The following is a 25,636-nucleotide window of genomic DNA, read 5'->3' as shown; positions in this document are numbered from 1 at the left end:
TCCTCCGCCGGGTCTTATCCCCTCGCTTATCCGGCTTGCAGAACTGCGCATCAACCTGCAATGTCGCGGCTTCGTTGTGCGGATTTTATAGTTTGGACGGGCCTATGGAATGGGATCAGGTTCGCGTCTTCCTGGCCGTCGCTCGTGCTGGGCAAATCCTGGGGGCTGGCCAGCGCCTGGGCCTGAACCACGCCACGGTGGCCCGACACCTGACGGCGCTGGAAACATCCCTGGGCGTGCTGCTGGTGGAGCGGCGGCCGCAGGGTTGCACCCTGACACCGGCGGGTGAGACGCTGATGGCCGCGGCCGAGCGCATGGAGTCCGAGTTGCTGCAGGCCGGTTCCATCCTCTCCGGCAGTGCCGACCGGCTGACCGGCACGGTGCGGGTGGGCGCGCCGGACGGCATCGGCACCTATTTTCTGGCGCGGGAACTGGGCGCCCTGGCGGAACGGCATCCCGGCCTGACCATCCAGTTGGTGCCCCTGCCGCGCACCTTCTCCCTTTCCCGGCGCGAGGCGGACCTGGTCATCACCCTGGAACAGCCGGACCACGGCCGGCTGATGGTGCGCAAGCTGACCGACTATTCCTTGAGCCTTTACGCCAGCCAGAGGCACCTGGATCGCCATGGCCCGCTGCGCGCGGCGGCGGATCTGGCCGGGCGGCTGTTCGTCACCCATGTGGAGGACTTCGCCTACAGCCGGGCCCTGGACTATGCCGGGGAGGTCGGCCGCCACACCGACCGTCATTACGAATGCGGCAGCGTCGTCGCCCAGATCGAGGCGGTGCGGTCGGGCCACGGCATCGGCGTGCTGCACGATTACGCGGCCGCGGGCTTTCCGGAACTGGTGCGGGTGCTGCCGGACATCCGCTTCACCCGCACTTATTGGCTGCTCAGCCATCCCGACAGCCACCACACCCGGCGCATCGCCGCCGTGCGCGAGCATATCGCCGACCGCATTGCCGCCGCGCGCGGCATGATGCTGGCCTGAGCCGTCACCGGCAGGTGAAGTTCGCCGCCTCGTCGCTGGAGCCTTTGCCGATCCAGCGGGCGACCGCGGGGTAGGGGCACAGGGGCCGGGTGCGCAGCACGGCGGAGGTGGGGTCCAGGTCCTTTTCGTGTTTGGCCGCCACCAGCCGGTCCGGTGCCTTGCCCTGTTCCACCCAGGCGCGCAGGGCGGTTACGGCATCGAAACGGTTGGGACCTGGCCCCCCGTAGCAGTGGCCCATGCCCGGCACCATGAACAGACGGAAGTAGCCGCCCAGCCGCGCCCGGGCCTGGGCCGGATCCGACGTGCCCGCCACGGCCTGGTAATACTGGATGGGATAGGTCTGGGCGTTCAGTTGGTCGGCCCAGCCCTGGCTCATGATCAGCTTGCCGCCCCGCGCCTTGAAGGCGGACAGGTCGGGCGACACGGCGGTGATGGTGGCGCCGACCTTTTCGTCCGTCAGCGTCACGTCCCGGTCGAAGTCGAAGTCCTGCCAGCGCCAGGACAGGTTGTCATAAACCATGTTCTGGAACAGGGGGATGACGTAGGCCTCCAGCAACTTGCCCTGCTGCAGGTCCCAGCCCCATTCACTGCCCGGCACCAGGCCGGGATATATCGCCTCACCCGTGCGCGGGTTGCGCGGGCCGGCGTAAAGCGCGCGCACGGCGGTCACCTGCGGCGCCGTCAGGCAGGCCGAGGTATCCGTGGCATCAGGCTTACATTGCAGCGCGGCCGGGTCGAAACGGCAGGCCTGCGGATTCTCGATCAGCCCATCCTTGACGCCGTCGGCGGCATCGCAGGCGTTCAGCACCGCCTGGTGCAGCAGGGTCAGCTTTTCCGCCGGCAGGGTGCTGGCCGGGTCCAGCAGGGTGGCCCGCGAACTCCACAGGAAGCTCATCATCAGGCGGGTGTAGTTCATGCCCGGTGCGCCGGCGTGGATGCCGTCATAGTCGCCGGGAAAATACTCCGCCTCCGTCATGGCCTGGGCGCCGCCGGTGGAGCAGCCTTCGAAATAGGCCTTGGCCGCCGGCGTGCCATAGCGGGCGGCGACAATGGCCTTGGCTGCAACGGTCATGCGGTGGATGGAGTTGTGGCCCCAGTTGGCCAGTTGGGTGGGGTCGTGCATCCAGTCCAGGCGGGTACCCGGCTTGCCTTCCGCCGGGCCATGGCCCGTGTCGGTGCCGGCCACGGCATAGCCGGCGCGCAGGGCCGGCCCCATGGCGTAATAGCTGAAGTTGCCGGCGAAGCCGCCGTTGCCCACGCCCTGGAAGCGGCCGTTCCACGCCGTTTCGGGCAGCCAGACCTCCACCTTCACATCCGTCTCGGCCATGGCCGTCACGCGGCAGAAGGCGGGCAGGTTGGGGAAGGTGACGGTGCCGTCAGGCGCCTTGTAGGGGCCGGCAGCCACGGGCTCGGCCGACAGGATGCGCGCTTCGGGCAAACTTCGCCCGGCCAGGCTGGCGCAGTCTGTGGTTGGGGGGGCCGCCTGGGCCGCTTGTGTCGTTACGGCCCATGTGAGCAGGGCACCGGCCGCCGCCCCCGTCCAGGTCATCACGCGCATGCTCATCCTCCCCAGCCTGTTCCCGTGTTCTGTTCCCGGGAATGCCACGGCGGAAGGGTGGAAGGAATTAGATTAACTTTATGCGATTGATAGATTTTGATTATCGCTGCCGCCCGACCCCGGCGGGCCGGCGCGGAATTCATTAAACTTTACTATCGCAAATATAGAACAAATCTATTTCCCTTATCGGGTCCTGCTCCTTAACCCTAGGGATCCAACCATCAGGCGCCAGGGGCCACGACGTCCGGGCTGAACCGGACGCGAGAGAAGGGGGAGAGGCATGATCGCGGTACTGGGTTTCGGCACGGTCACCGTCCTGTTCCTGGCCATCCTCAGCAACCGGCTGTCGCCCCTGGTGGCCCTGATCGTCGTGCCCGTCACCGGGGCGCTGCTGGGCGGTTTCGGGCTGGAGACCAGCCGGTTCATCCTGGACGGCATCAAGGCCATCGCCCCGGTGGCCGGCATGTTCGTCTTCGCCATCCTCTATTTCGGCGTGGTCACCGACGCCGGCATGCTGGACCCCGTCATCAGCCGGATCCTGCGCCTGGTGGGGCACCGGCCCTGGCGCATCACCGTGGGTGCCGCCTTTTTGGCACTGCTGATCCATCTGGACGGGTCGGGGGCGGTGACCTTCCTGGTGACCATTCCCGCCATGCTGCCGCTGTTCGACCGCCTGGGTATGGACCGACGCATCCTGGCCTGCGTCACCTCGCTGGCGGCGGGGGTGAATTTCCTGCCCTGGACGGGCCCCATGATCCGCGCCGCCGCTGCCTTGCACCTGCCGGTGTCCGACATCTTTCGGCCGCTGCTGCCGGTGCAGGCGGCGGGCCTTGCCTTTGTCTTCGCCGCCGCCTGGTGGCTGGGTCGGCGGGAGGAACGCCGTCTGTCCCTGGTTGGATCGGGGGCCGGCGCCGGGCCCGTCCCGGTCGCTGAACGGCCGTTGACGGCGGAGGAGCGGGCGTTGCGCCGCCCCCGGCTGTTCTGGCTGAACCTGCCCCTGACGGTCGCCGTCATGACGGTCATGGTGGGCGGCTGGGTCGATCCGGTGGTCATGTTCATGCTGGGCACGGTGGCGGCCCTGATGCTGAACTATCCCGACGTGGCGGAACAGCGCCGGCGGGTGGACGCCCATGCCAAGGCGGCGCTGATGATGGCCGGCATCCTGCTGGCGGCCGGCGCCTTCACCGGCATCATGCAGGGCAGCGGCATGCTGAAGGCCATGGCCGGCGCGGCGGTGTCCGTGATGCCGTCCGGCATGGCGCGGCACATCCCCGTCATCCTGGGCGTGCTGTCCATGCCGCTCAGCCTGCTGTTCGATCCTGACTCCTTCTACTTCGGCATCCTGCCGGTCATCGCCTCGGTTCACGGCAGCCTGGGCGGCCAGCCCGTGCATGTGGCACAGGCCGCCGTGCTGGGCCAGATGACCACCGGCTTCCCCGTCAGCCCCCTGACACCTGCCACCTTCCTGGTGATCGGGCTAACCGGCATCGGCCTGGGGGAGCACCAGAAATTCAGCATTCCCTACCTGTTCGGCGCCACGCTGCTGATGACGGTGGTCGCCGTCGTCATCGGCGTGCTGCCCCTTTAGGGATCCGCGACCAGGAGGCATCCGCGTTGAAACGCGTCAGACTAGGCACCGGCGCCGGCTACTCCGGCGACCGTATCGAGCCGGCGGTGGAACTGGCCGAGGCGGGGAACATCCGCTATCTGGTCTTCGAATGCTTGGCCGAACGGACCATCGCCCTGGCCCAATTGGCCAAGCGGCGGGATCCCTCCGCCGGCTTCGACCCCCTGCTGGCCGACCGCATGGCGGCCGTTCTGCCCGCCTGCCGGCGCAATGGCATCACCATCATCACCAATATGGGGGCCGCCAACCCCCATGCCGCCGGCGCCGCCGTGGCTGCCGTTGCCCGATCCCTGGGGCTGGGGCCGTTGCGCATCGCCATCGTCACCGGCGATGACGTGACGGAGATCATCCGCGCCCGCCAGGACCTGACGATTGAGGAAACCGGCGCCCCGGTGTCCAGCCTTTCGGACAACCTGGTGGCCGCCAACGCCTACCTGGGGGCGGAGCCCATCGTGCGGGCGCTGAAGGATGGGGCCGACGTGGTCGTCACCGGCCGGGTGGCCGACCCGTCGCTGTTCCTGGCGCCGCTGGTGCATGAATTCGGCTGGGCGGCGGATGATTGGACGCTCATGGGCAAGGGCACGCTGGTCGGCCACCTCATGGAATGCGCCGGCCAGGTCAGCGGCGGCTATTTCGCCGATCCCGGCTACAAGGACGTGCCCAACCTGGCGCGCCTGGGCTTTCCCATCGCCGAGGTCGCGGCCGATGGCGCCGTCACCATCACCAAGGTGGCGGGCAGCGGCGGCCTGATTACCGGCGCCACCTGCCGGGAGCAACTGCTGTATGAGGTGCACGATCCCGCGCGCTATCTGACGCCGGACGTGGCGGCCGATTTCAGCGGCGTGTCCATCACCGAGGCGGGTCCCGACCAGGTGGGGGTGGATGGCGGCGGCGGGGCCGCGCGGCCCGGCAGCCTCAAGGTCTCGCTGGGTTACAGCGATGGTTACATCGGCGAGGGCCAGATTTCCTACGCCGGTCCCGGCGCCCTGGCACGGGCGCGCCTGGCCCGCGACATCGTGGCGGAACGCCTGCGCATCATCGGCCTGCCCTTGCGTGAGCTGCGGCTGGACCTCATCGGCGTGGACGCCATCCATGGGCCCGAGCTGTCAGCCGCGGCCCCCGAACCCTATGAGGTCCGCCTGCGCGTCGCTGGCCGGACCCACACCCTGAAGGATGCCGAGCGCATCGGCAACGAGGTGGAGGGGCTGTACACCAACGGCCCGGCCGGCGGCGGCGGCGCCACCAAGATGGCCAAGGAGGTCATCGCCGTGCAGTCGACCCTGATCCCCCGCGACCTTGTCAGCCCGCAAATCCATATGTTGGAGGTTCAGCCATGAAGCTGCGTGACCTGGCCCATTCCCGCACGGGCGACAAGGGCAACACCTCCAACATTTCCGTCATCGCCTATCGGGCGGAAGATTACGCGCGGCTGGAGGCGGCGGTGACGGCGGAACGGGTGCGCCAGCACCTTGGCACCCTGGTCCAGGGTGAGGTCATGCGCTATGCCCTGCCGGGGCTGGGGGCGCTGAACTTCGTCCTGACGCGCACGCTGGGCGGCGGCGTCACACGCTCATTGGCCTTGGACGCCCATGGCAAGTGCCTCAGCTCCGCCATCCTGGACCTCGACATCTAGGCACGGGGCCGAAGGCGTGGCGCAGGAGTTGGCCGCCGCCAGCAGCACCTTGGTGAATTCCTCCACCGCCGGCAGCAGCGAACTGCCCCGGCGCTTGATGATGACGATGCGGCGGACGAATCCGGCATCGTCGATGGGCCGGGTGGCGATGTCGGCGAACCCCCGGATTTCGATGGCGGAGGCCGGCAGGATGGCCAGCCCCAGGCCGGCGCGCACCATGCTGACTGCCGTCGACATGTACGTCGCCTCGCAGGCGGGGGTGGCGATGGAGCCGGCGCCGGCGAAAGCCTCATCCACCAGTCGGCGGACGCTGGTGTCCTTGTCCATCAGCACCAGCGGGAACTGGGAAATGACGGGGACGGAGGCCAGGGGCAGTTCCCCCGCCGCGTGGCCGCGGGGATAGACCAGCACCATGCGGTCCTCGAAGACGTCGATGGTATCGAGGTCCGGCTCATCGACACCGCCGACGCCAATTCCGAAATCCACCTCCTCATTGCGGACCATGGCCAGCACACGCTTGCCCACGGCATCCTTCAGCACGAAGGAGACGCGAGGGTTGCGGGCGCGGAAGTCCGCGATCAGCGCCGGCAGGGGCCCGGCGGCGAAGCTGGGCAACACAGCCACGCGGATGGTGCCGCGCGGCTCTTCCGAAAATTCCCGGATGTCGGCCATGGCGCCGTCGAAATCCTTCATCAGGCGCTGGAACACGGGCAGCAGTTCCTGACCCACGCGGGTCAGCTGCACCGACCGGGTGTTGCGGTCGAACAGGCGCAGGCCGATCTGGTCCTCCAGCTGGCGGATGCGGATGGTCAGGGCCGGCTGGGAAATGTTCAGCGCGCCTGCGGCCCGGGTAAAGCCGCCGAGCCCGACCACCGCCAGGAAGGCGCGGATCTGCCGAAGATTGACATCCATATAAATTCCTTATCACGCCAACCTCATTCATCACAATCGTTGCCATGCCGATGGTGGCGGTTTTGTGATGGTTGCATTGATAAGTGCAGTTTATTAATGCATGTAAAAAACAAATTTTACAAATCTAACGGCCCCTACAATACTCCCCATGAATAGAGAAGGCGATGCCGCCGTGGGCCGGCATAAAACGCCAATCGGGGAGGGAAAATAATGAAAATTGGAAGTGTATCCGCGCCTGGATTTGCAGCTCATCTGCGGGCGACCGCTTCGGTCGTGGGGCTCATTTCTTTGTGCGCTGGGGCCTATCCCGCCATGGCCCAGCAAAAGGATGCGGATTCGACCGACGATGGCATCGCGGAGATCGTCGTCACCGGCACCTATCTCAAGGTGAAAAGCCAGGCCGATATTCCCGACCCGACCCAGACCCTGGACCGCGACGCCATCAGCCGCTCGGGCGTCAGCAACCTCAGCCAACTGACCAATCTGACCCCGGCCAACATCGGCAGCATGGGCGGCGCGCAGGATCTGTCCAAGGGCGGGCCGGAAAACCACGGCTCCCGCTCCGCCAACCTGCGCGGCCTGGGTCCGTCCTCCACCCTGGTGCTGCTGAACGGCCACCGCACGGCGGCCACGGACACGGACAGCAATCTCAACCCCTACGTCAATCTGAATACCCTGGTGCCGCTGATCGAAATCCAGCGGGTGGAGACGGTGCTGGACGGCGCGTCGGCCCTGTACGGCTCCGATGCCATCGCCGGCGTCATGAACTTCATCACCGATGACAAGTTCAACGGCGTGGCCGCGGGCGGGCAGTACACCTTCATCGATGGCGCGCCCAAGTATCTAGCGGAGGGCATGTTCGGCGGCGGCGGCGACCGCTTCCACGTTGTGGGATCGTTCAGCTACGAACACCAGAAGAACCTGCAGAATTCCCAGCGCCGGGTGACGAACTTCTACAGCCCCTCGGGCACGTCGCAGCCGGGCAACTTCATCCTGTCCTCGGCCCCGCACACGGCCAGCGGCGGCGACGTCGTCATCAACAACGGCGTCAACGGCGCCATCGATTATACCCAGCTGTACAACAACACCGTGGCGGCCCGCGTCGCCGCCGGGGCCAACCCCACGGTGGCGGCCACCAAGAACGTGCAGGTGGCGGACCCCAGCTGTGATGTTCCCGGCACCGGCGGCGTGTTCGTGGGCAACAGCTTCCCCCTGGGCGCCTGCCAGTTCAGCTACCAGGCCATGAACCCCATCCAACCGGCCTACAAGCAGGTGCTGTCGCATGTGCGCGGCACCTATGACCTGACGGACACCCAGCAGATCTTCTTCGAAGGCCGCTATTACTTCCAGGATTCCGACCGCTACGGGGTGGCCAGCACGCCTATCACCCGCGGCAACATCATCGTGCCCGCCAGCAACCCCGGCAATCCCTTCGGCGTCCCCGTCACCTTCCTCGGCCGTGTCATGGGCGTGAACGGTCCCCATGACGACGATAAGACGGATTTAACCGGCACCCACCTGGTGCTGGGCGCCAAGGGCAAGCTGTGGGGCGATTGGGAATATTCGCTGGACGGCGTCTATTCCCGTGAACAGCAGGTCTACGACGTCAAGGAAACCGACCTGGTGTCGCTACAATACGCCGTCAATGGCTATGGCGGCGCCGGGTGCCCGGTGTCCTTCAACGGCACCGCCAGCTTCGCCCCCGGCACCAACGGCTGTTCCTACTTCAGCCCCTTCGGCAAGGACCAGAAGGTCAACAGCCAGGCGGTCATCGACCAGTTCTTCACCTACACCACTTCGCGCACCGTGTCGGAATACATGATCGCGGAGGGGGTGGTGACCGGGAAGCTGTTCGACCTGCCGGGGGGCACCAGCGCGCTGGCCGTGGGCGGTCAGTTCCGTAACGAATATCGCTCCATCCTCTATGACGCCTTCCGCACCAGCGGCCGCACCGCCTACCTGCCGCCGGGGGTGTCGGGATCGGGCACCCGCCAGATCGGCAGCGGCTTCGCCGAGCTGGGCCTACCCATCCTGAAAGACCTCTATGTCGACGGCGCCATCCGATATGAGGATTACGGCCCCTTCGACAGCGTCGACCCCAAGATCGGCGTCAACTGGCATGCGACGCCGGAACTGACCCTGCGGGCCGCGGCCAGCACCGCCTTCCGCGCCCCGGCCCTGGCCCAATCGGTGGGCAGTGCTGCCACCAGCGGCACGTCCAACCTGTATGACCCGCTGGTGGCCGGGGACAAGGGTACCTTCCGCAACGTCAACACGGTGCCCAACAACAAGCTGCAGCCGGAAACCTCAACCAACTACGACCTGGGCATCACCTGGAACCCCATCCGCCATGCCGAGGTGTCGGTCGATTACTGGAATTATGACTTCAAGAAGAAGATCGCGCTGCAGAACGCCCAGGCCGTGATCAACGCCGACCCGACGGGGCCGGCCGTCATCCGCGACGCCAGCGGCACGCTGGTGGGTGTCAATGTCGGCTATTTCAATGCCGGGGCGGTCACAACCGATGGCATCGACGTCTCCGCCGCCTATACCTGGGACCTGGACGGTCATGAACTGACCCTGCGCAGCACGCTGGCCTACATCCACAGCTATGAGATCCAGAACAATCCTGGCGGCCCCATCTATGAAGTGGTGGGCCACCGCAACGCCAACAGCTTCGCCCCCGTCACGCCGCGCTGGCGCGACAACACCTATCTGACATGGGAACACGGGCCCCACACCGCCACCCTGACCATGCGCTACACCTCCGGCGTGGTCGACGATTACGGCGTGAACCTGGGGGCGGCCAGTTCGGCCACGGTGGGGTCCTGGGTGGTGTGGGACGCGCAGTACGCCTTCCAGGCCACGGATGCCGTCCGGGTCAGCGTGGGTGCGGTCAACCTGCTGGACCGCGACCCGCCCTGGGCCAAGTTCACCGGCTATCTGCCCAGCCTGGAGGATGCGCTGGGCCGGCAGGTCTACATCCGGCTGGACACCAAGTTCTGAGGTGAGGGGCGGGCTGGCGGTCCGTCACCGGGCCGCCAGCCTTTTCCTTGGGCGTCAATCCGCCGCCGCCTGCTGCCGCAGCACATGCTTCTGCACCTTGCCGGATCCGGTGCGGGGCAGGCTGTCCACGATCAGCACCCGCTGGGGACGCTTGTAACGGGCGATGCGGCCATCCAGGTGGGCCAGCACCTGCTCCGGCGTCACGGTCTGTCCCGCGCGAACCACGACATAGGCCCAGCCGACTTCCCCCCAGCGCTCGTCCGGCACGCCGATGACCGCCACCTCGGCCACGCAGTCCAGTTCCATGACCGCGGCCTCCACCTCCGCCGGATAGACGTTCTCCCCACCGGAGATGAACATGTCCTTCTTGCGGTCCACCAGGTAGTAATAGCCGTCGGCGTCCCGCCGGGCCGCGTCGCCGGTGCGCAGCCAACCGTCCAGCTGGGCCAGCGTGGGCAATTCCGGCCGCCGCCAGTATCCGGCCGACAGGTTGGGGCCGCTGATCCAGAGCTCCCCCACCTCGCCGTCGGCCACGTCCCGCCCCTCGTCATCGACCAGGCGCAGGCGCACCGTGGGGCCGGGTATGCCGGCCGATCCGGCCTTGGCGGCGATGCGGGTCCGGTCGCCGATGGGCATCCCCAGCACGGTGCCGGTCTCGCTCATGCCGTAGCCGTCCGCGATGGTGATGCCGTCGTCGCAGAAACGCTGGATCAGCGCGGCCGGCATGGGGGCGCCGCCTGTGCACAGCGCCACCAGCCGCCGCAATCGCTCCGCGTCGTAATCGGGGTGCTGACGCAGGGTCTGGGCCATCTGCGGCACGCACATGTAATGGGTCACACCCAGCGCCGGGTCGCCCAGGCGGGCCAGGGTGGCCGCAGGCTCGAACCCCCGCGACACCAGCAGCGTGCCGCCGTGGGTCAGCGGCGTGCGCGCCAGCGACACCAGGCCCACCACATGGAATAGCGGCATGTCGCACAGCACGACGGAACCGCCGCTGATCCTGTTCATCAGCCCGAAATTGACGGTGGTGAAGAACAGGTTGGTTTCCGTCAGCAGGGCACCCTTGGGCCGGCCGGACGTGCCGGAGGTGTAGAGCAGGGTGCTGGGCGCGTCGGCATGGGGCGGGCCGGCCGGGCGGACGGGGACGGCCTGGTCCCAATCGGCTTCGGCCGACGCCAGGGTCATGACCCGTGTCCCCGTGCCATCCGCCGCCCGGCGGGCGCTCTCCAGGAACTCGGCATCGGCCAGCAACAGGGCGGGTTCGGCGTCCTGCACCTGGAAGGCCAGTTCCGGCACGGTGAGGCGCCAGTTCAGCGGCGCGAAGATGGACCCCAGCCGCGCGCCGGCCAGATGCAGCACGATCATGGCCGCATCGTTGCGGCCCAGGACGGCGATGCGCTGGCCGGCGGGGGCGCCCAGCGTCGCCGCCAGCCAGGTGGCGCAGCGGTTTACCGCCTGGTCCAGCGCGGCATAGGTGTACCGCCGGCCACTGGTCAGGTCGGCCAGGGCCAGCGTGTCCGGCTGCGCCGCCGCCTGGAAGGCGACCGGATCCGGTGCGGGCAGGAAGGAGGGGGGCACGGTCATGGCGGCGGGCTTCGCGGTTGCCGAGGGGGATGGACGGGGGAAAGGGGAAGGCGCCCTCATCCCCGCCGGTAGGCGCCCAGGCCGGGCTTGTAGCTTTTCTCGTCGATGAACTGGCGGATGCCTTCCTTGCGGCCGGTGTTGTCATGGAAATTGGCCGCCTCCTGCGCGCGGACCAGATAGTCCTCGGCATTATCGTAGGTCATTTCCTTGACCCGGCGCACCGCGTCCTTCGTGGCTTTCAGCGCCGCCGGGTTCTTTTCCAGCAGCATCCTGGCCACCTGCGTCACCCGGTCCTGCAACCGGTCCAATGGCACCGCCTCGTTCACCAGTCGCCATTCGGCGGCCTTCTTGCCATCGATCAGTTCACCGGTCAGGGCATGGTACATGGCGTCGCGCAGGGGCATCAGGTCGACCACCACCTTGGTCGCGCCGCCACCGGGCAGGATGCCCCAGTTGATCTCTGACAGGGCGAACTTGGCCTCCTCGGCGGCGATGGCCAAGTCACAGGCGTAGAGCGGGCCATAGCCGCCGCCGAAGCACCAGCCGTTGACCATGGCGATGGTCGGCTTCTGGTACCAGCGCAGGGCCCGCCACCAGCCATAGCTTTCCCGCTGCGACTGGCGCACGGCGCCCAGGCCCTTGGCCTCCGTCTCGCGGAAATATTCCTTCAGGTCCATGCCGGCTGACCAGGCGCTGCCCTCACCCGACAGGACCAGCACACCGACGTCGTCGCGAAACTCCAGCTCGTCCAGCACCTCCATCATGCGGCGGTTCAGGGCGGGGTTCATGCAGTTGCGCTTTTCAGGCCGGTTGAAACGCACCCAGGCGATGCCATCGGCGACATGGTAAGCAACGGTATCGGCAGTCATGGTCCTGTTTTCCTGTCACGGGGTCGCACGACCCCTTTTGGGTTGGTTAATTCGATCATGGGGTCAGGCGGCGACCCGGCCCGCGCGGTAGGCGCGGGGGCTGACGCCGAAATGGGCGCGGAAGCTGCGACTGAAGTGGGAGAGGTCGTTGAAGCCGACATCGTAGGCGATGTCGCTGATGGTGCCGCCGGCGGTGTAGCGCGCCTGTCGCAGCGTGGTGGCGGCCAATTCCAGGCGGCGGCTCAGGATGTAGGCGGTCGCGGTGGTGCCCAGGCTGGCGAACGCCATCTGTACATAGCGGGATGAGATGCCCAGCGCCGTTGCGATGCGGGCGCTGTTCAGGCAGGGGTCGCGCAAATGGGCGTCCACATGCCCCCGCACCTGCCGGGTCCAGTGGGCCAGCGCGCCCTGGACCGGAACGCCGTCGCCGTCCGGGGCCGGCTCACACGCGGCGTCGCCCCGGCAGGCCAGCGCCAGCACGTCCAGCAGGATGTCGGCCACGGCGCCGGTCCAGCCCGGTTCCGTCGGCAGATCGGCCTGCGGCGCCAGGGAGCGTAGCAGCGACAGCAGCATGCGGGACTCCGGCCGGTCGGCCCCCATGCGCACCCCGACCAGGCGTTCCGGATCCGGCACCCGCCGGGTCAGCAGCGACTGCGGCAGCTTCACCACCAGCATCTGGTTGGTGTCGGCGAAGGCGATGGAATAGGGGCTGCGGCTGTCGCACAGCGTCCAGTCGCCGTCGTTCAGCCAAGCCTCGCGCCCCCCTTGACGGTTGAGGCTGCTGCCCCGGTGTTGGGCGTGGATCTTGAAATAGGGTTCCTCCGCCGCCTGCGGTCGGCCCTGCGGCAGGCGGCACACCTTGGCCGGGCTGGAATTGACATAGGCGAAGTCCAGCCGCCCGAGGGGCTGGCGGACGAGATGGGCGGTGAAGCCTTCATCCCGGGGATCGACGGCCACATTCGGAAAGGCCTGGGCGACGATGTCGTTCCAGCACGCCCGCCGCTGTTCCGGCGCTATGGTGTCCACGGAAAAGCGCTCCATGAGGCCCATGGCTCTTTTTCCTCCCTGTTTCGGACATCCGCGGAATGGGCCGCTTGCCCACCGGAATGCCGCTTGCCGTCAGCATAGCCATGATTGTTATATGACACAACAATTGTGATGACGAAAATGTCGCCGCGACGCTGGCCGGGGCTTCTTTTCGCCCCACGCCAAGTTCCTTTCGCCCGGTGCCAAGAACTCCCGCCCACGCGCATGGTTAGCTGCGTCCAGCGGCCCCTCGGGGCCCGCATGCGGTGCGTTGGCCAAGGGGACTCGAATGTTGGCGATGGATCAGGCGGACACCCTTCGGGTACGGACGGAAGGGGGTGACGTCCTCGGCATGGTCGAGGATGGGGTGCGGGCCTGGCGCGGGATCCCGTACGCGGCACCGCCGGTGGGGGAGTTGCGTTTCCGCGCGCCACGCCCCGTCGTGCCGTGGCGGGGCATCCGCGCGGCGCATGAGTTCGGCCCCATTCCCATGCAGCCGCGCGGGTTCGAACACATGGGCGGCGCTGGCGACACGACGCCCATATCCGAGGATTGCCTGACCCTCAACATCACGGCACCCTTGGCGCCCGCCAGGGCGCCCCGCCCCGTGGTGGTCTGGCTTTACGGCGGCGCCTTCGCCCTGGGCGGCTCGCGCGGCCCGCTCTATCGCGGTGACCGCATCGTCAAGGACGGCGACGTCATCTTCGTCAGCCTGAACTACCGGATCGGCGTCTTCGGCTTCAGCGACTTCAGCGCGTGGTCCATGCCCGCCCGCCCCCTGGACAGCAATGTGGGCCTGCGTGACCAGGTGGCCGCCCTGGCGTGGGTGAAGCGCAACATCGCCGCCTTTGGCGGGGATCCGGCCAACGTGACCCTCGCCGGCCATTCGGCGGGCGCCATGTCGGTGCTGTGCCTCATGTGTGCACCGGTCGCCGCCGGCCTGTTCCACCGCGCCTTCGTGATGAGTCCGGCCGCCCAGTGCGCCTACGGCCCGCAGCGGCATGCCGGTCTGGCGCGCGACCTGCTGACCGCGTTGCAGATCGATCATAAGGATAAGGCGGCCGTGGGGCGGGCCTTGCACGACCTGCCCGCCGATCGCCTGGTGGAGGCGTCGTTCCGCCTGTTCTTTGACAAGGGGCCGGACGCCTACCCCGGCGTCCTGGCGACCTCACCGGTCATCGACGGCGATTTCCTGCCTTGGCATCCGGTGGACGCGTTCCGCCAGGGAAGGGCTCATCCCATACCGCTGGTCATCGGCACCATGGCGCGCGAGGGGGCGATCCTCGACAAGGGCCTGCCCCTGCTGCCCAGCCGCGTGAACCGGCTGGACGCCATGTTCCAGGCCACGGACCCGGCGGTGCGGGGCCGGGTGGCCCCCGCCTATTGCGGCTACCCCTCCCGCCGGTCGGCGGTCGACATGGGGGGCGACTTCATCTTCTGGGCGCCGTCCGTCCTGATCGCCGAAGGGCACGCGGACGTCGCCGACACCTGGATGTACCGCATCGACTATGCGACGCCCTTGGCCCGCCTGATGTTCGGTGGCGCCACCCACGCGCTGGATCTACCGTTGCTGTTCGGCACGACGGGGGAGGGGGATTTGGGCCGCCTGGACCTGTTCCGCCGCCAGACGTCCAAGCGGGTCAGCCAGCGCTTCCAGGGAGCCTTCCTGAATTTCGCCGACGGCATGTCGCCCGGCTGGCCGACATACGACGCGGACACCCGGCTGACGCGCATCATCGATACGGCGGACCGGGAGGAGGGCGATCCGCGTGCGGCGCTGCGGGTCGCCTGGGGTGACTATCGCGGCCCGCAATGACCCGGTGTCCTTTCCTTCGCCCCGCGTCAAATCCCCTTCGCTCCGTTCCAAGATCCGGTGCGGCACCCCGTGTTCTTCTGTCGTCATCGATAACCGGGCCGGTTTCCAAGGCCCGGACAGGAACGGGAGGTGATGAGGATGAGGATAGCCATGCATGTGCCGGGCTTGCGGCGCTGGGGCCTGCTGGCCGGCGTCTCGGCCCTGGTGGTGGCCCCGGCGGCCCTGGCGGCGGAAACGCCCCCAGCGGTCGACCAACTGCAGGACGTGATCGTGACCGCGCAGAAGCGGGCGGAAAACGTGCAGGACGTGCCCATCGCCGTCTCCAGCTTTTCCTCCGCCGCCCTGGAGGGCAAGGGCATCGACGACGTCCAGCGCATCGGCGGCCTGGCTCCCAACGTCACCTTGGACGCGGGCTCACCCTTCTCCGGCTCCACTTCCGTCCTTTCCGCCTCCATCCGTGGCATCGGCCAGGATGACTTCGCCTTCAACCTGGACCCTGGTGTGGGCGTCTATGTCGACGGCGTCTATCTGGCGCGCACCGTGGGCGCCAACAGCGACCTGATGGACGTCGACCATATCGAGGTGCTGAAGGGCCCGCAGGGCACGCTGTTCGGCCGCAACACCATCGGCGGCGCCATCAGCATCGTCACCCGCCAACCGTCGGAGCAGTATCACGCCACGGCGGCCATCACCGGCGGCAGCTTCAACCGCATCGATGTCGGCGCCTCCGCCGACATCCCCCTGACCGACACCCTGTTCAGCACCATCACCGTTTCCTCCAAGAAACGGGACGGCTATCAGCAGGTGGTGCCCTATCCCGGGGCGGCGGGCACGGTGACCGACGCGGCCGCCTTCTCCCGTTCCGGCAACGGCACCTCCGATACCCAAGGCGGGCAGAACAGCCAGACGGTGCGGGCCAAGCTTTATTGGAAGGGCTCCGGCTCCGTCACCGACACGCTGGTCGCCGACTACACGCAGGAGGACCAGTCGGCCACGGCCAACAGCCTGCTAGGCACGGTGACCGGTGGCGGCCTGTCGGCCCTCTACAACGCCTGCGTCACCCTGCCGGTGGCGACCCTGAACGCGATCAGCGGCGTGGGCGGCAACCCCAATTTCACCAACCTGTGCACCATTCCCCGGGCGGTGGTGGGTACCGCCCTGACCACGGGTCCACGCCTGACCTTCGGCAACCAGTTCCTGACGGGCGATATCGACAAGACCTACGGCAACGGGCTCAGCTTCTCCCGCCTGCAATCCTACGGCATCGCCAACACCCTGGACTGGGAGCTGGGCGAGGATCTGGACCTGAAGTCCATCACCGCCTATCGCCGCCTGCTGTGGCGCACGGGGCTGGACGCCGACGGTTCGCCGCTCACCATCGCCGAGCTGTCGTTCAGCATGGACCAGCACCAGACCTCGCAAGAATTCCAGCTGACGGGCAAGGCCCTGGACGGCCGGCTGCACTTCGTCAACGGCCTCTATTTCTTCAACGAAGGCGGCAACCTGCACGACTACGTCACCTTCGACGAAGGGCTGCTGCAGCTGGATGGGCCCAACAAGCTGGATACCACCTCGGTCGCCGCCTACACCCACCTGAACTATCAGCTGACCGACCGCATCGGCCTGACGCTGGGCGGCCGCTACACCTGGGAACACAAGACGTTCGAGGGCTTCCAATCCGACCTGAACGGCCTGAACTACAAGATTTCCGGCTGCTATCCGGTGTCGGAGGCCTGCCGCGCGGCCCTGGGCTTCCCCGTGTCGGGGGAGCCGTTGCGCTACTACCCCGCCGGCGTCAACACCAAGGACTTCTACATCTTCACGCCTCGGCTGGGAGCGGAATACCACCTGACCGACGATGTCATGGCCTACACCTCCTGGTCCAAGGGCTTCAAGTCGGGCAGTTGGACCACGCGCCTGTCCAACCCGCTCGGCACCGCCCCCGGCTTCGGCCCGGAAAAGGCGGAAACGGTGGAATTGGGCGTGAAGTCGGAACTGCTGGACCGGCGCCTGCGCCTGAACGTGGCGGGTTTCCACACCGACTACACCGGCATCCAGCTGAACTTCCAGGAAGGGGTGTCGCCCACCCTGCACAACGCTGGGGACGCCGAAATCTGGGGCGGCGAGGTGGAGGCGCAGGCCCTGCTGGGTGGCGGCTTCACTCTGGACGGCACGCTGGGCTACCTGCACGCCCGCTATACCAGCGTCGATCCCCGTGTGGTGGGCGTGACATTGGACAGCCGCCTGCCCAAGACGCCGGACCTGAAGTTCAGCGTCAGCCCGGCCTACACCGCCAGCCTGGCCAACGGCGCCAGCCTGCGGGTCACCGTCGACTATACCCACACCAATCCCATGTACAACGACACCGCCAACACCGCGCTGCTGGAGCGGCAGTCGACCAACGTGGTCAACGCCTCCGTCACCTACACCACGGCGGACGAACGCTGGCAGGCCACGGTGGGCGGCAGCAACATCACCAACGACCGCTACCTGACCACCGGCAACGAGAACGACGCCGCCGGCGTCATCTTCGGCACCTACAGCCCGCCGGCCCAGTGGTTCGCCACCCTGAAATACAAATACTGATCCCGGGAAAGAAGAAATGACCAAGCAGTTGGTGTCCGATGCGTCTGACGCCCGCCTCGACGGCCCGTGGAACACCTCGGGGGATGCCCGAGGCGAGGGGCGGATTTTCACCGGCGCCTGGGTCGCGGCCCGGGGCGGGGTGATCGAGGTGACGGAGCCGGCGACCGGCCGGCTCCTCACCCTGGTGGGGCGGGCGAATCCGGCGGATGTCCGCGCCGCCGCCCAGGTCGCGAGGGCAGCCCAGCCGGCCTGGGCCGCCTTGCCCGCTGCGGCCCGCGCCCGGGTGGTGGAGGACGCGGCCCGGGTGATGGGCGCCATGGGCGACGCCGTGGTGCGCTGGCTGATGCGCGAGGGCGGGTCCGCCGGCGGCAAGGCGCAGGTGGAGCATGAGCACGCGCTGGGCTTCCTGCGCCACGCTGCTGCCATGGCCTTGGAGCCCTGCGGCCACATCCTGGCTTCGGCCCCGCCGCGCACCAGCGTGGCGGAGCGGGTGCCCCTGGGCGTGGTGGGGGTGATCTCCCCCTTCAACTTCCCGCTGGTTTTGTCCATCCGCGCGGTGGCGCCGGCCCTGGCCGCCGGCAATGCCGTGGTGCTGAAGCCCGATCCCCGCACACCCGTCTCCGGCGGCTTCCTCATCGCCCAGGCCTTCGCCGCCGCCGGCCTGCCGCCGGGACTGCTGCACATCCTGCCTGGCGGGGCGGAGGTGGGGCAGGCCATGTGCGCCGACCCCGACATCGCCATGATCACCTTCACCGGTTCCACCGGCGCCGGCCGCGCGGTGGGGGAGCTGGCCGGGCGCCACCTGAAGAAGGTTCAGCTGGAACTGGGCGGCAAGAACGCCCTGGTCATCCTGGACGACGCCGACATCGACCTGGCCGCCCGCAACGCCGCCTGGGGCGCCTGGCTACACCAGGGCCAGATCTGCATGAGCACGGGCCGCATCCTGGTGCACCACAGCCTGCACGACGCCCTGGTGGAGCGCCTGGTGGCCAAGGCGCGGGCCCTGCCGGTGGGCGACCCGCTGGACGGTGTCGCCGTCGGCCCGCTGATCGATCCGGGCCAGGTGGCCCGGGTGCATGCCATCGTCGAGGCCAGCGTGGCGGCCGGCGCCAAGCTGCTGGCTGGCGGCACGCATGATGGCCGCTGCTACGCCCCCACCGTGCTGGCCGGTGTCACTCCCAGCATGCCGGCGTTCGAGGAGGAAATCTTCGGCCCGGTGGCGGTGGTCACGGCCTATACCGATGATGACCAAGCGGTGGATCTGGCCAACCGGGGCACCTACGGGCTGGCGGCCGGTGTCATCGGCGCCAATGTCGATCGGGCCGCCCGCCTGGGCGCCCGCCTGCGCACGGGCCACCTGCACATCAACGACCAGACCGTGGTGGCCGAACCCCAGGCGCCCTTCGGCGGCATGGGGGCGTCCGGCAACGGCAGCCGCATCAGCGGCCCCGCCAATTGGGATGAGTTCACCACTTGGCGCTGGACCACTACCCAGCCCCAGGCCCCCGCCTATCCCTTCTGACTTGCTGAGGAAACAGCGACCCATGCAGATCACCGCCGCCGTGGCCCACGGCGTCAAGGCCCCCTTGACCCTGGAAACCGTGGAGATCGAGGACCCCCGTCCGGATGAGGTGCTGGTGCGGGTGGTGGCCACCGGCGTCTGCCACACCGACATGGCCATGCGCGACCAGGAATTGCCGGTGCCGCCGCCGGCGGTGCTGGGGCATGAGGGGGCGGGCATCGTCGTGCGGGTGGGGGCGGGCGTCACCCGCGTCGCCCCGGGCGACCGTGTGGTCATGAGCTTCAATTCCTGCGGCGCCTGTCCCTCCTGCCACGACCATATTCCAGCCTATTGCCATGATTTCTTCGGCCGCAACTTCAGCGGCCGGCGCGCCGATGGCAGCAGTGGCCTGAGCTGGCCGGGGCCGGGGGAAGGGCGGGTGCTGGGCGGCAACGTTTTCGGCCAGTCCTCCTTCGCCACCCATGCTTTGTGTCCTGAACGCAACGTGGTGAAGGTGCCAGCGACGGCGCCCCTGGAGATCCTGGGGCCGCTGGGCTGTGGCGTCCTGACCGGGGCGGGCGCGGTCATGAACGCCCTGCGGGTGGCGCGCGGCCGGTCCCTGGCCGTCTTCGGCACCGGAGCGGTCGGCCTCAGCGCCGTGATGGCGGCCCGCGTGATGGGGGCGGCCTCCATCATCGCTATCGATTTGGTGGAGGCCCGGCTGGACTTGGCGCGAGAGCTGGGCGCCACCCACGTGTTCAACCCCGGTCGCACCTCAGTGGTAGACGGGATCATGGCGCTGACCGGTGGGATGGGCGTCGATTATGCCCTGGACACCACCGCCCGCCTGGCCGTCGTGGGCGACGCCGTACGCTGCCTGGCGCCGCGCGGCGTCTGCGGCCTGGTGGGCGCCATGCCCTTTGGCCAGATCCTGCCGGTGGACGGCGGCCACTTGATGAGCGGCGGCCGCAGCGTGCGCGGCATCGTGGAAGGCGACGCCGACCCGCACCAGTTCATCCCGGCCCTGATCGACCTGTACCTCGCCGGGCAGTTCCCCTTCGACCGGCTGATCACTTTCTATCCCCTGGCGGAGATCAACCAGGCCATCCACGACGCCGAAGCTGGGCGGACGGTGAAGCCGGTGCTGCGCATGCCGGGGTGGTGATCAAGTCGCCCGTCACGATCCTCATATTCAAGGCTTACCCTATCGCCAGACGGGGAAACCCAACACGGCGCCCAGCTCGACCGACAGGCGCACGCCGAACGCCAGGATGTCCTTGGACTGATGAACGGCGCCGGGCCGCAGGATGTTATCCGGGTCCAGGACGTACTGGATGTTGGGGCTGACCTTGATGCCGCGCGCGACCTTGTAGCCGTAGTTGATTTCAAAAATGCCTTCGGCGTTGTGCACGGGATCCGTGCCGCCGGCCGCGGCACGCGAGGCGCGCAGGAAATCCACCTCACGCGGGCCCAGTTGGATATAGCTGCCGACGATGCCGAAGGTGTCGTCCGGTCTGCTTTCGAATGGCCCCGTCAGCACCAGGCCCAGCAACGTCTGCTTCTTGAATTGGGTGTAGTCCGCAGTCGACCCGATCATGCCGCCGAACAGCGTCAGGTTGCGCTGCCGGTCCCCGCTGAAGCGGGCCACGACCATGTCCCCCATGGCGTACCAGCCGGTTTGGCCTTCGTCATGGACCAGCGCCGCGCCCTTGTAGGCGATGCGTGACACGCCGCGGCTGTTGAGGAACGGGTCGGAGACGGGGGAGGTGTTGCGGAAACCGCCCAGGCGCACGTGATAGGCATGGTCCTCCAGGGGTGATGCGGACTGGAAGCCCATCTCCCCCGCGGTCTGCACCCCGGTCCCGCCCTTGGTCGACCAGTCAAACCCGTTGGTGGGGATGAGAGAGGTGTTGGCTTCGAACGCCCCCGCCTGGACGTAGAAGGTCTTGGACAGGTTGGCCTTCACGCGCCCGCCCCAGGTGCCGTAGGGAAAGAAGGACAGGGTCTTGTTCTGGATCGGCAGGACGGCGGGGTTGAAGCAGACGGAATTATTCTGGAAGTTGCAGTAGATGGTTGAGGCGTTAAAGAAGGTCAGCGCCGAGACGCGCCCGCCGGTGATGTTGATCTTGCCATCGAACAAGTCCTGATCCAGCGACAGGGCGGAAAGGCGCATGTTGTGGTAGGTCTTGAAGCGCGTCTGAAAGCTGACGGCGTTCAGGGTATGCTCAGCGGCCAGGGATGTGCCGATGGAGTCATTGATCGACATATGGAATGTCGCGCCCGACCAGCCGACCATCTTATCGAGGTCGAGGTCGGTGCCGAAGGGGGTGGCCAGTGAATTGGCCTTGCCCTGTCCCTGGCCGCCCGTGGTGTTGGCCGCGAACTCATCCACGACCAGGGCGCGCAGGTAAACGCCCCGGTCGGCCAAGGCTTGGCCGATGTCGCTGAAAGGTCCGTCGGGAGGAGGGGGCGTGAATCCGCTTCCGGGCGGTGGGAGGATGTGGAGTTGGGGAATGACCCGGGCACGATCGGTTTCAGTGTTCGGCGCCGCCTGACCTTCAGCGGTGATAGCCGGTTTTTCTTGTACGGTTTCAGGTGTGGTTTCAGCCAGGCCGGGGGTCGTGCCCAAGACGATGCACCCCACCAGCGCCGCCAGCGTTTTCATGGATAAAGCCTCCCCTTTCGGACTTCGTCTCGCGCGAAGTTCCGTTGAAATGTCGAAGTGTGTTCGGATGCCTTTGCCCCGGCTTTAGGGTGACAGGGTCTCCAGGGACTTGCCGGTCGTCTCCGGCGCCCGCAGCCATACGGCCAAGCCTGTGAAGGCCGACACGGCGGCAAAAACCAGGAAGACGGGCGCCACGGAGCCTTGCGCGACGACCATGCCGATCACCCAGGGTCCCGCCATGGATCCGGCGCGCAGCCAGGCGCTGCCCAGGCCGGCCCCCAAGGAGCGCAGGCGCGTCGGGTACAGCTCGCCGGAGTAAAGGTAGAGGGAATAGGTGACGGTCTGGACGGCGGCGAAGGCGGGGGTGGCGAGCAAGAGGACGGTCAGCGCGCTGCTCGCCCCCTGCAGGTAGAGCGCCGCCAGCGGGATGACGGCGAAGGCCAGGGCACCGATATACCAGCGGCGGCGACCGACCCGGTCGATGACCAGGGCGCAGATGAAGGAGGCCACCAAGGCGGCGCCGGTGGTGATGAAGCCATAACCGATGGCCTGCCCGACCGGCATATTGAAGACCGTCTTGTAAAGGGTCGGCAGCCAGGTGACCAAGCCGTTATTGATCATATAGGCGCCGAACCACATGACCCACAGCAGCAGCGTCCGCGGACCATAGAGGGGACCGAAGAGCTCCTTCACCGAGCCCTGGGCCTTTGGAGCGATCACCGTCGTGGCAACGGCCGGTTCCGGCAGAGCCTTGCCGCTGCGGATCGCGCTCGCCTCCAGGCGGGCCACGATGGCCTCCGCTTGGGCCAGCCGCCCCTTGCCGATCAGCCAGCGTGGGCTTTCCGACAGGAAGAAGCGCAAGGGTATGACCAGGGCGACTGGCACCATGCCCACAATGAACATGGCCTTCCACCCGGCCTCCGGAACCAGCACCAGGCCGATGGCGCCGGCGGACGTGAGGCCCACCAGGAACAGCAGTTCGTACAGCAGAAAGAAACGCCCCCGTTTCTTGGCGCCTGACAACTCGTTGACATAGGCGCTGGCCACGGGAACCTCGCCGCCTGTTCCTATCCCTTGGAGGAAACGGAACAGCATGAGGGAGTGCGCGTCCCAGGCGAAGATGCAGGCGCAGCTCATGGCCGCAAAGATGGCGATGGCGATGGCCAGGACGGGCAGGCGTCCCAGGCGCTCGGCCAACCAGCCGAAGATAACCGCGCCGATCAGCTGGCCGAAATATCCGGAGGAAATGATGGCGGCCGTGGCCGCCGGCGTCAGCGCCCATTCCTTCGACAGGATGGGCATGGCATAGGCGATGGCGATGGTCGTGTACCCATCGAAGAACGTCGCCATGCCGACGCATCCCCGCGCCCACATGACGGGCTTGGTTACCGGCAGGCGTTCCAGCCGGGCGATGAGGCGGGCACCTTCGGTCATGGACGTGGCGCTCCGTCGCTTCGCGTCGTCCATCAAGATCATATCCATTTGACCCCTCCCTCTGGACGCACGCCTTCCCGCCCCAGCGTACCGGGCGTATGGCATGTCTTATTGTCTTTATATGGGTGGTCAAGGCACCCCAGCGGGCCTGGGGTGCCTCGCAGCCGGAATTAGATGATGGACGCCGCCTTCAGCGCGGCCTTGATCTCAGCCTCCGCTTCAGGGGACAGGTCCCGAAGGGGGGAGCGGATCGTCGCGTTCTTTAGGATGCCGCGGGCGACCAGTGCGATCTTCAGGGCCACCGTGCCCTCCATATGCGATCCGCGATGATAGATCGCCTTGGTGACCGGCAGCAGCTGGTCATGAATCTTCCGGGCCTTGGGATAGTCCTTGGCCTTCCCCGCGGCGATGAACTCCACCAACAGCTCAGGCGCCACGTTGCCGTATCCGACCAGCGCGCCGTCCACGTCGAACATGGTGTGCAGCAGGTACTCATCATGGCAGGTGAGGATCTGCAGGTCGGGGAACTCGTTGCGCAGGACGGGGATTTCCGTGTCCCAGCGACGCATGTTGCGCACGCCGTTCTTGGTGGCCACGACGCCCGGCTGGGCGGCAATCTCCAACTGGGTCTTCAGGTTGTAGCTGGCCTTGGTGACGTCGGGGTACTGGAACAGAATGCACTGCAGGCCGGACTCTTCATGGATGGCCTTGTAGCGATCCTGCGGCGCCCCGTCCTGGAAGCCGAAACGCAGCCAGCCATGGGACGGGTAGACCAGCGCCCCGATGGCGCCGGCGTCGGCGGCGCGGCGCGCTTCCTTTGCCGCCACTTCAGTGCCTTCGCCGGTAATGCCGGCGATGATGGGAACCTGGCCGCCCACCGCCTCCACCAGCGTTTCAATGAGTTTCACCTGCTCATCCTGGGTCAGGAAGGTGCCTTCACCGGCGTGACCAAGGCAAACCAGGCTCTTCACCCCATTGATGGAGACCAGCCATTTCGCCAGCGCGGCGTTGGCTTCGTAATCCACCTTGCCGTCCTTGGTGAAGGCTGTCACCGGGGCCGGGCTCAGGCCACGCAAATCCATGACGGGGGTGCGAAAGGCAGACTTCTCCTGTCGGGAGATGGGCGCGTTCATGGGTTTCCTCACAGTTATCGGTTTCAGGCGACATCCCATCATCTGCGTAGGGATCGATCGCGGGAACGTTCCCACGATCGATCCAAAGCTTACTGGAGTCAAGCCCGATCTTGGGGCATACAGAAGGCAGGGCAGGGCCTGCGCGGTGGCATCAGGTCGATGGCGGGGAGAGTCTCTTGATGGAAAAGGAAGATATGGCTGGCGGCCCGGTGCGAGGGACCCCGGGGCGTGTGACCTTGCACGACGTGGCGGCGGCGGCAGGGGTGTCCAAGTCCACCGTATCGCGTATCCTCGATGAGCGGTTGCCGCAGTCGGACAGCGAAACGGCTCGGCGGGTCCGGCAGGTGGCCGCCGGTCTTGGCTATATCCGTGATGTCTCGGCCGCCAGCCTGCGGCGCGGAAAGACGATGACCATAGGCGTGATCGTGCCGCGCCTGACCGACACGGCGATGGCGATGCTCTATGAGGCGCTCACCAAGGCTTGCGTCCGTTCGGGTCGGTTCGCCATTGTCGCGACGACGGACGACAGACCCAAGGCCGACAGGGTGGCGGCGGAAACCCTGTTGCGGCGGGGGGTTGACGGCCTGGTCTTGTCCACCGCCCGGCAGGATGACGACTTCCCGGACGATTTGACGCGGCGCGGCGTGCCTCATGTCCTCGCCCTGCGCACGGATGGCCGCAGCCTGTCCTCCGTCGGGGATGACATGTTGGGTGGGTACCTCGCCACCCGGCATCTCCTGGACTTGGGGCACCGCCATATTGGCCTGATTGCCGGTCCCTCTTACGCATCCAGCGCGCACGGTCGCGTTGAGGGATATAAGCAGGCGCTCGCCGAGGCCGGGGTGTCGCAGGACCCCGCCTACATCGTCGAGTCCACTTTCGGCATTGAGTCCGGCGCGGAGGCGGCCTTGGCCCTGATGCGCTTGGACCCCAAGCCCACCGCCGTTTTCGCGGTCAACGACAACACGGCCATCGGCGCCCTGTCAGCGCTTGCCAGAATGGGGTATGCGGTGCCCGGCGACGTCTCCGTCGTGGGGTACAATGACATCCCCATCGTTAGCCACCTGCCAACGCCATTGACCACATTGCGGGTGCCCTTCGACCAGATCGCATCGGTCGCGCTTGATTTGCTGACAGAGGATCCGACCGCCGTGAGCGACAGGATCAGGGTTTCCGCCCCCACGCTCATTCCCCGCCGGTCCACGGCCCGGCTTCCACCGAAGCGGGGCTAAGCGGCACGCATATGAACTGTCGTCGCCTCTAGGGCACGCTCAAGGGTTCTTTTCCATAATTACCC

18 protein-coding genes are annotated in these 25,636 nt (G+C 67.3%); 10 read left to right on the top strand and 8 right to left on the bottom strand.

Annotation, left to right across the window (positions count from 1 at the left end):
• Positions 1-104: 104 nt before the first annotated feature.
• Positions 105-989, top strand: coding sequence for a LysR family transcriptional regulator (locus tag P5F91_RS20035; protein WP_145611822.1), 885 nt, complete (start codon positions 105-107; stop codon positions 987-989).
• A 4-nt stretch (positions 990-993) separates the two neighbouring features.
• On the opposite strand, the gene P5F91_RS20030 is transcribed toward P5F91_RS20035, so the two are convergent.
• Complete coding sequence (locus tag P5F91_RS20030) at positions 994-2,547, bottom strand: tannase/feruloyl esterase family alpha/beta hydrolase (RefSeq protein ID WP_277908070.1); 1,554 nt, start codon at positions 2,545-2,547, stop codon at positions 994-996.
• 280 nt (positions 2,548-2,827) lie between these two features.
• Between P5F91_RS20030 and P5F91_RS20025 the strand changes: the two genes are divergently transcribed.
• From P5F91_RS20025 to P5F91_RS20015, 3 genes are read left to right on the top strand one after another with little or no spacing between them, the layout of a single operon-like run.
• On the top strand, positions 2,828-4,135 hold the full coding sequence (locus P5F91_RS20025; RefSeq protein ID WP_277908069.1) for a CitMHS family transporter: 1,308 nt from the start codon (positions 2,828-2,830) through the stop codon (positions 4,133-4,135).
• 26 nt (positions 4,136-4,161) lie between these two features.
• Positions 4,162-5,511 (top strand): acyclic terpene utilization AtuA family protein, encoded by a 1,350-nt coding sequence (locus P5F91_RS20020; RefSeq protein WP_277908068.1) that lies wholly within the window; start codon positions 4,162-4,164, stop codon positions 5,509-5,511.
• The gene (locus tag P5F91_RS20015; protein WP_145611815.1) at positions 5,508-5,807 is read left to right on the top strand and encodes an AtuA-related protein; all 300 of its coding nucleotides are present in this window, start codon (positions 5,508-5,510) and stop codon (positions 5,805-5,807) included. Before P5F91_RS20020 ends, P5F91_RS20015 begins: the two co-directional genes overlap by 4 nt.
• Here the strand turns inward: P5F91_RS20015 and P5F91_RS20010 are convergent.
• Positions 5,745-6,719 (bottom strand): LysR family transcriptional regulator, encoded by a 975-nt coding sequence (locus P5F91_RS20010; RefSeq protein WP_277908067.1) that lies wholly within the window; start codon positions 6,717-6,719, stop codon positions 5,745-5,747. The two genes, P5F91_RS20015 and P5F91_RS20010, sit on opposite strands and share 63 nt — an antisense overlap.
• 312 nt (positions 6,720-7,031) lie before the next feature.
• Here P5F91_RS20010 and P5F91_RS20005 point away from each other — a divergent pair, with 312 nt between their 5' ends.
• Complete coding sequence (locus P5F91_RS20005; RefSeq protein WP_277908066.1) at positions 7,032-9,725, top strand: TonB-dependent receptor plug domain-containing protein; 2,694 nt, start codon at positions 7,032-7,034, stop codon at positions 9,723-9,725.
• A gap of 54 nt (positions 9,726-9,779) precedes the next feature.
• Here P5F91_RS20005 and P5F91_RS20000 read toward each other — a convergent pair whose 3' ends face one another.
• From P5F91_RS20000 to P5F91_RS19990, 3 genes are all read right to left on the bottom strand, one after another.
• A complete protein-coding gene (locus P5F91_RS20000) occupies positions 9,780-11,309 on the bottom strand; it encodes an AMP-binding protein (protein ID WP_277908065.1) in 1,530 nt (509 codons plus the stop codon).
• Positions 11,310-11,365: 56 nt separating this feature from the next.
• A complete protein-coding gene (locus P5F91_RS19995; RefSeq protein ID WP_145611810.1) occupies positions 11,366-12,178 on the bottom strand; it encodes a p-hydroxycinnamoyl CoA hydratase/lyase in 813 nt (270 codons plus the stop codon).
• Positions 12,179-12,241: 63 nt separating this feature from the next.
• Positions 12,242-13,228, bottom strand: coding sequence for an AraC-like ligand-binding domain-containing protein (locus tag P5F91_RS19990; protein WP_277908064.1), 987 nt, complete (start codon positions 13,226-13,228; stop codon positions 12,242-12,244).
• A 265-nt stretch (positions 13,229-13,493) separates the two neighbouring features.
• Between P5F91_RS19990 and P5F91_RS19985 the strand changes: the two genes are divergently transcribed.
• The 4 genes from P5F91_RS19985 (at position 13,494) to P5F91_RS19970 (ending at position 20,272) form a co-directional block, all read left to right on the top strand.
• A complete protein-coding gene (locus P5F91_RS19985; RefSeq protein WP_277908063.1) occupies positions 13,494-15,020 on the top strand; it encodes a carboxylesterase/lipase family protein in 1,527 nt (508 codons plus the stop codon).
• Positions 15,021-15,158: 138 nt separating this feature from the next.
• Complete coding sequence (locus tag P5F91_RS19980; protein ID WP_277908062.1) at positions 15,159-17,606, top strand: TonB-dependent receptor; 2,448 nt, start codon at positions 15,159-15,161, stop codon at positions 17,604-17,606.
• Positions 17,607-17,622: 16 nt separating this feature from the next.
• Positions 17,623-19,128: a benzaldehyde dehydrogenase gene (locus tag P5F91_RS19975; RefSeq protein WP_145611804.1), complete on the top strand. Its 1,506-nt coding sequence runs from the start codon at positions 17,623-17,625 to the stop codon at positions 19,126-19,128.
• Positions 19,129-19,150: 22 nt separating this feature from the next.
• A complete protein-coding gene (locus P5F91_RS19970) occupies positions 19,151-20,272 on the top strand; it encodes an NAD(P)-dependent alcohol dehydrogenase (protein WP_277908061.1) in 1,122 nt (373 codons plus the stop codon).
• A gap of 39 nt (positions 20,273-20,311) precedes the next feature.
• On the opposite strand, the gene P5F91_RS19965 is transcribed toward P5F91_RS19970, so the two are convergent.
• The 3 genes from P5F91_RS19965 to P5F91_RS19955 form a co-directional block, all read right to left on the bottom strand.
• Complete coding sequence (locus P5F91_RS19965) at positions 20,312-21,535, bottom strand: carbohydrate porin (RefSeq protein ID WP_277908060.1); 1,224 nt, start codon at positions 21,533-21,535, stop codon at positions 20,312-20,314.
• 321 nt (positions 21,536-21,856) lie between these two features.
• On the bottom strand, positions 21,857-23,254 hold the full coding sequence (locus P5F91_RS19960) for an MFS transporter (RefSeq protein ID WP_277908059.1): 1,398 nt from the start codon (positions 23,252-23,254) through the stop codon (positions 21,857-21,859).
• Positions 23,255-23,376: 122 nt separating this feature from the next.
• Positions 23,377-24,339, bottom strand: coding sequence for a dihydrodipicolinate synthase family protein (locus P5F91_RS19955; protein ID WP_211106977.1), 963 nt, complete (start codon positions 24,337-24,339; stop codon positions 23,377-23,379).
• A gap of 179 nt (positions 24,340-24,518) precedes the next feature.
• Here P5F91_RS19955 and P5F91_RS19950 point away from each other — a divergent pair, with 179 nt between their 5' ends.
• On the top strand, positions 24,519-25,571 hold the full coding sequence (locus P5F91_RS19950; protein ID WP_277908058.1) for a LacI family DNA-binding transcriptional regulator: 1,053 nt from the start codon (positions 24,519-24,521) through the stop codon (positions 25,569-25,571).
• Positions 25,572-25,636 lie beyond the last annotated feature (65 nt).

Source organism: Nitrospirillum amazonense (genome assembly GCF_029594735.1).
Taxonomy (GTDB): Bacteria; Pseudomonadota; Alphaproteobacteria; order Azospirillales; family Azospirillaceae; genus Nitrospirillum; species Nitrospirillum amazonense.
Note: the sequence above shows the minus strand (reverse complement) of the source record. Positions and strands in the feature narration are given on the sequence as shown.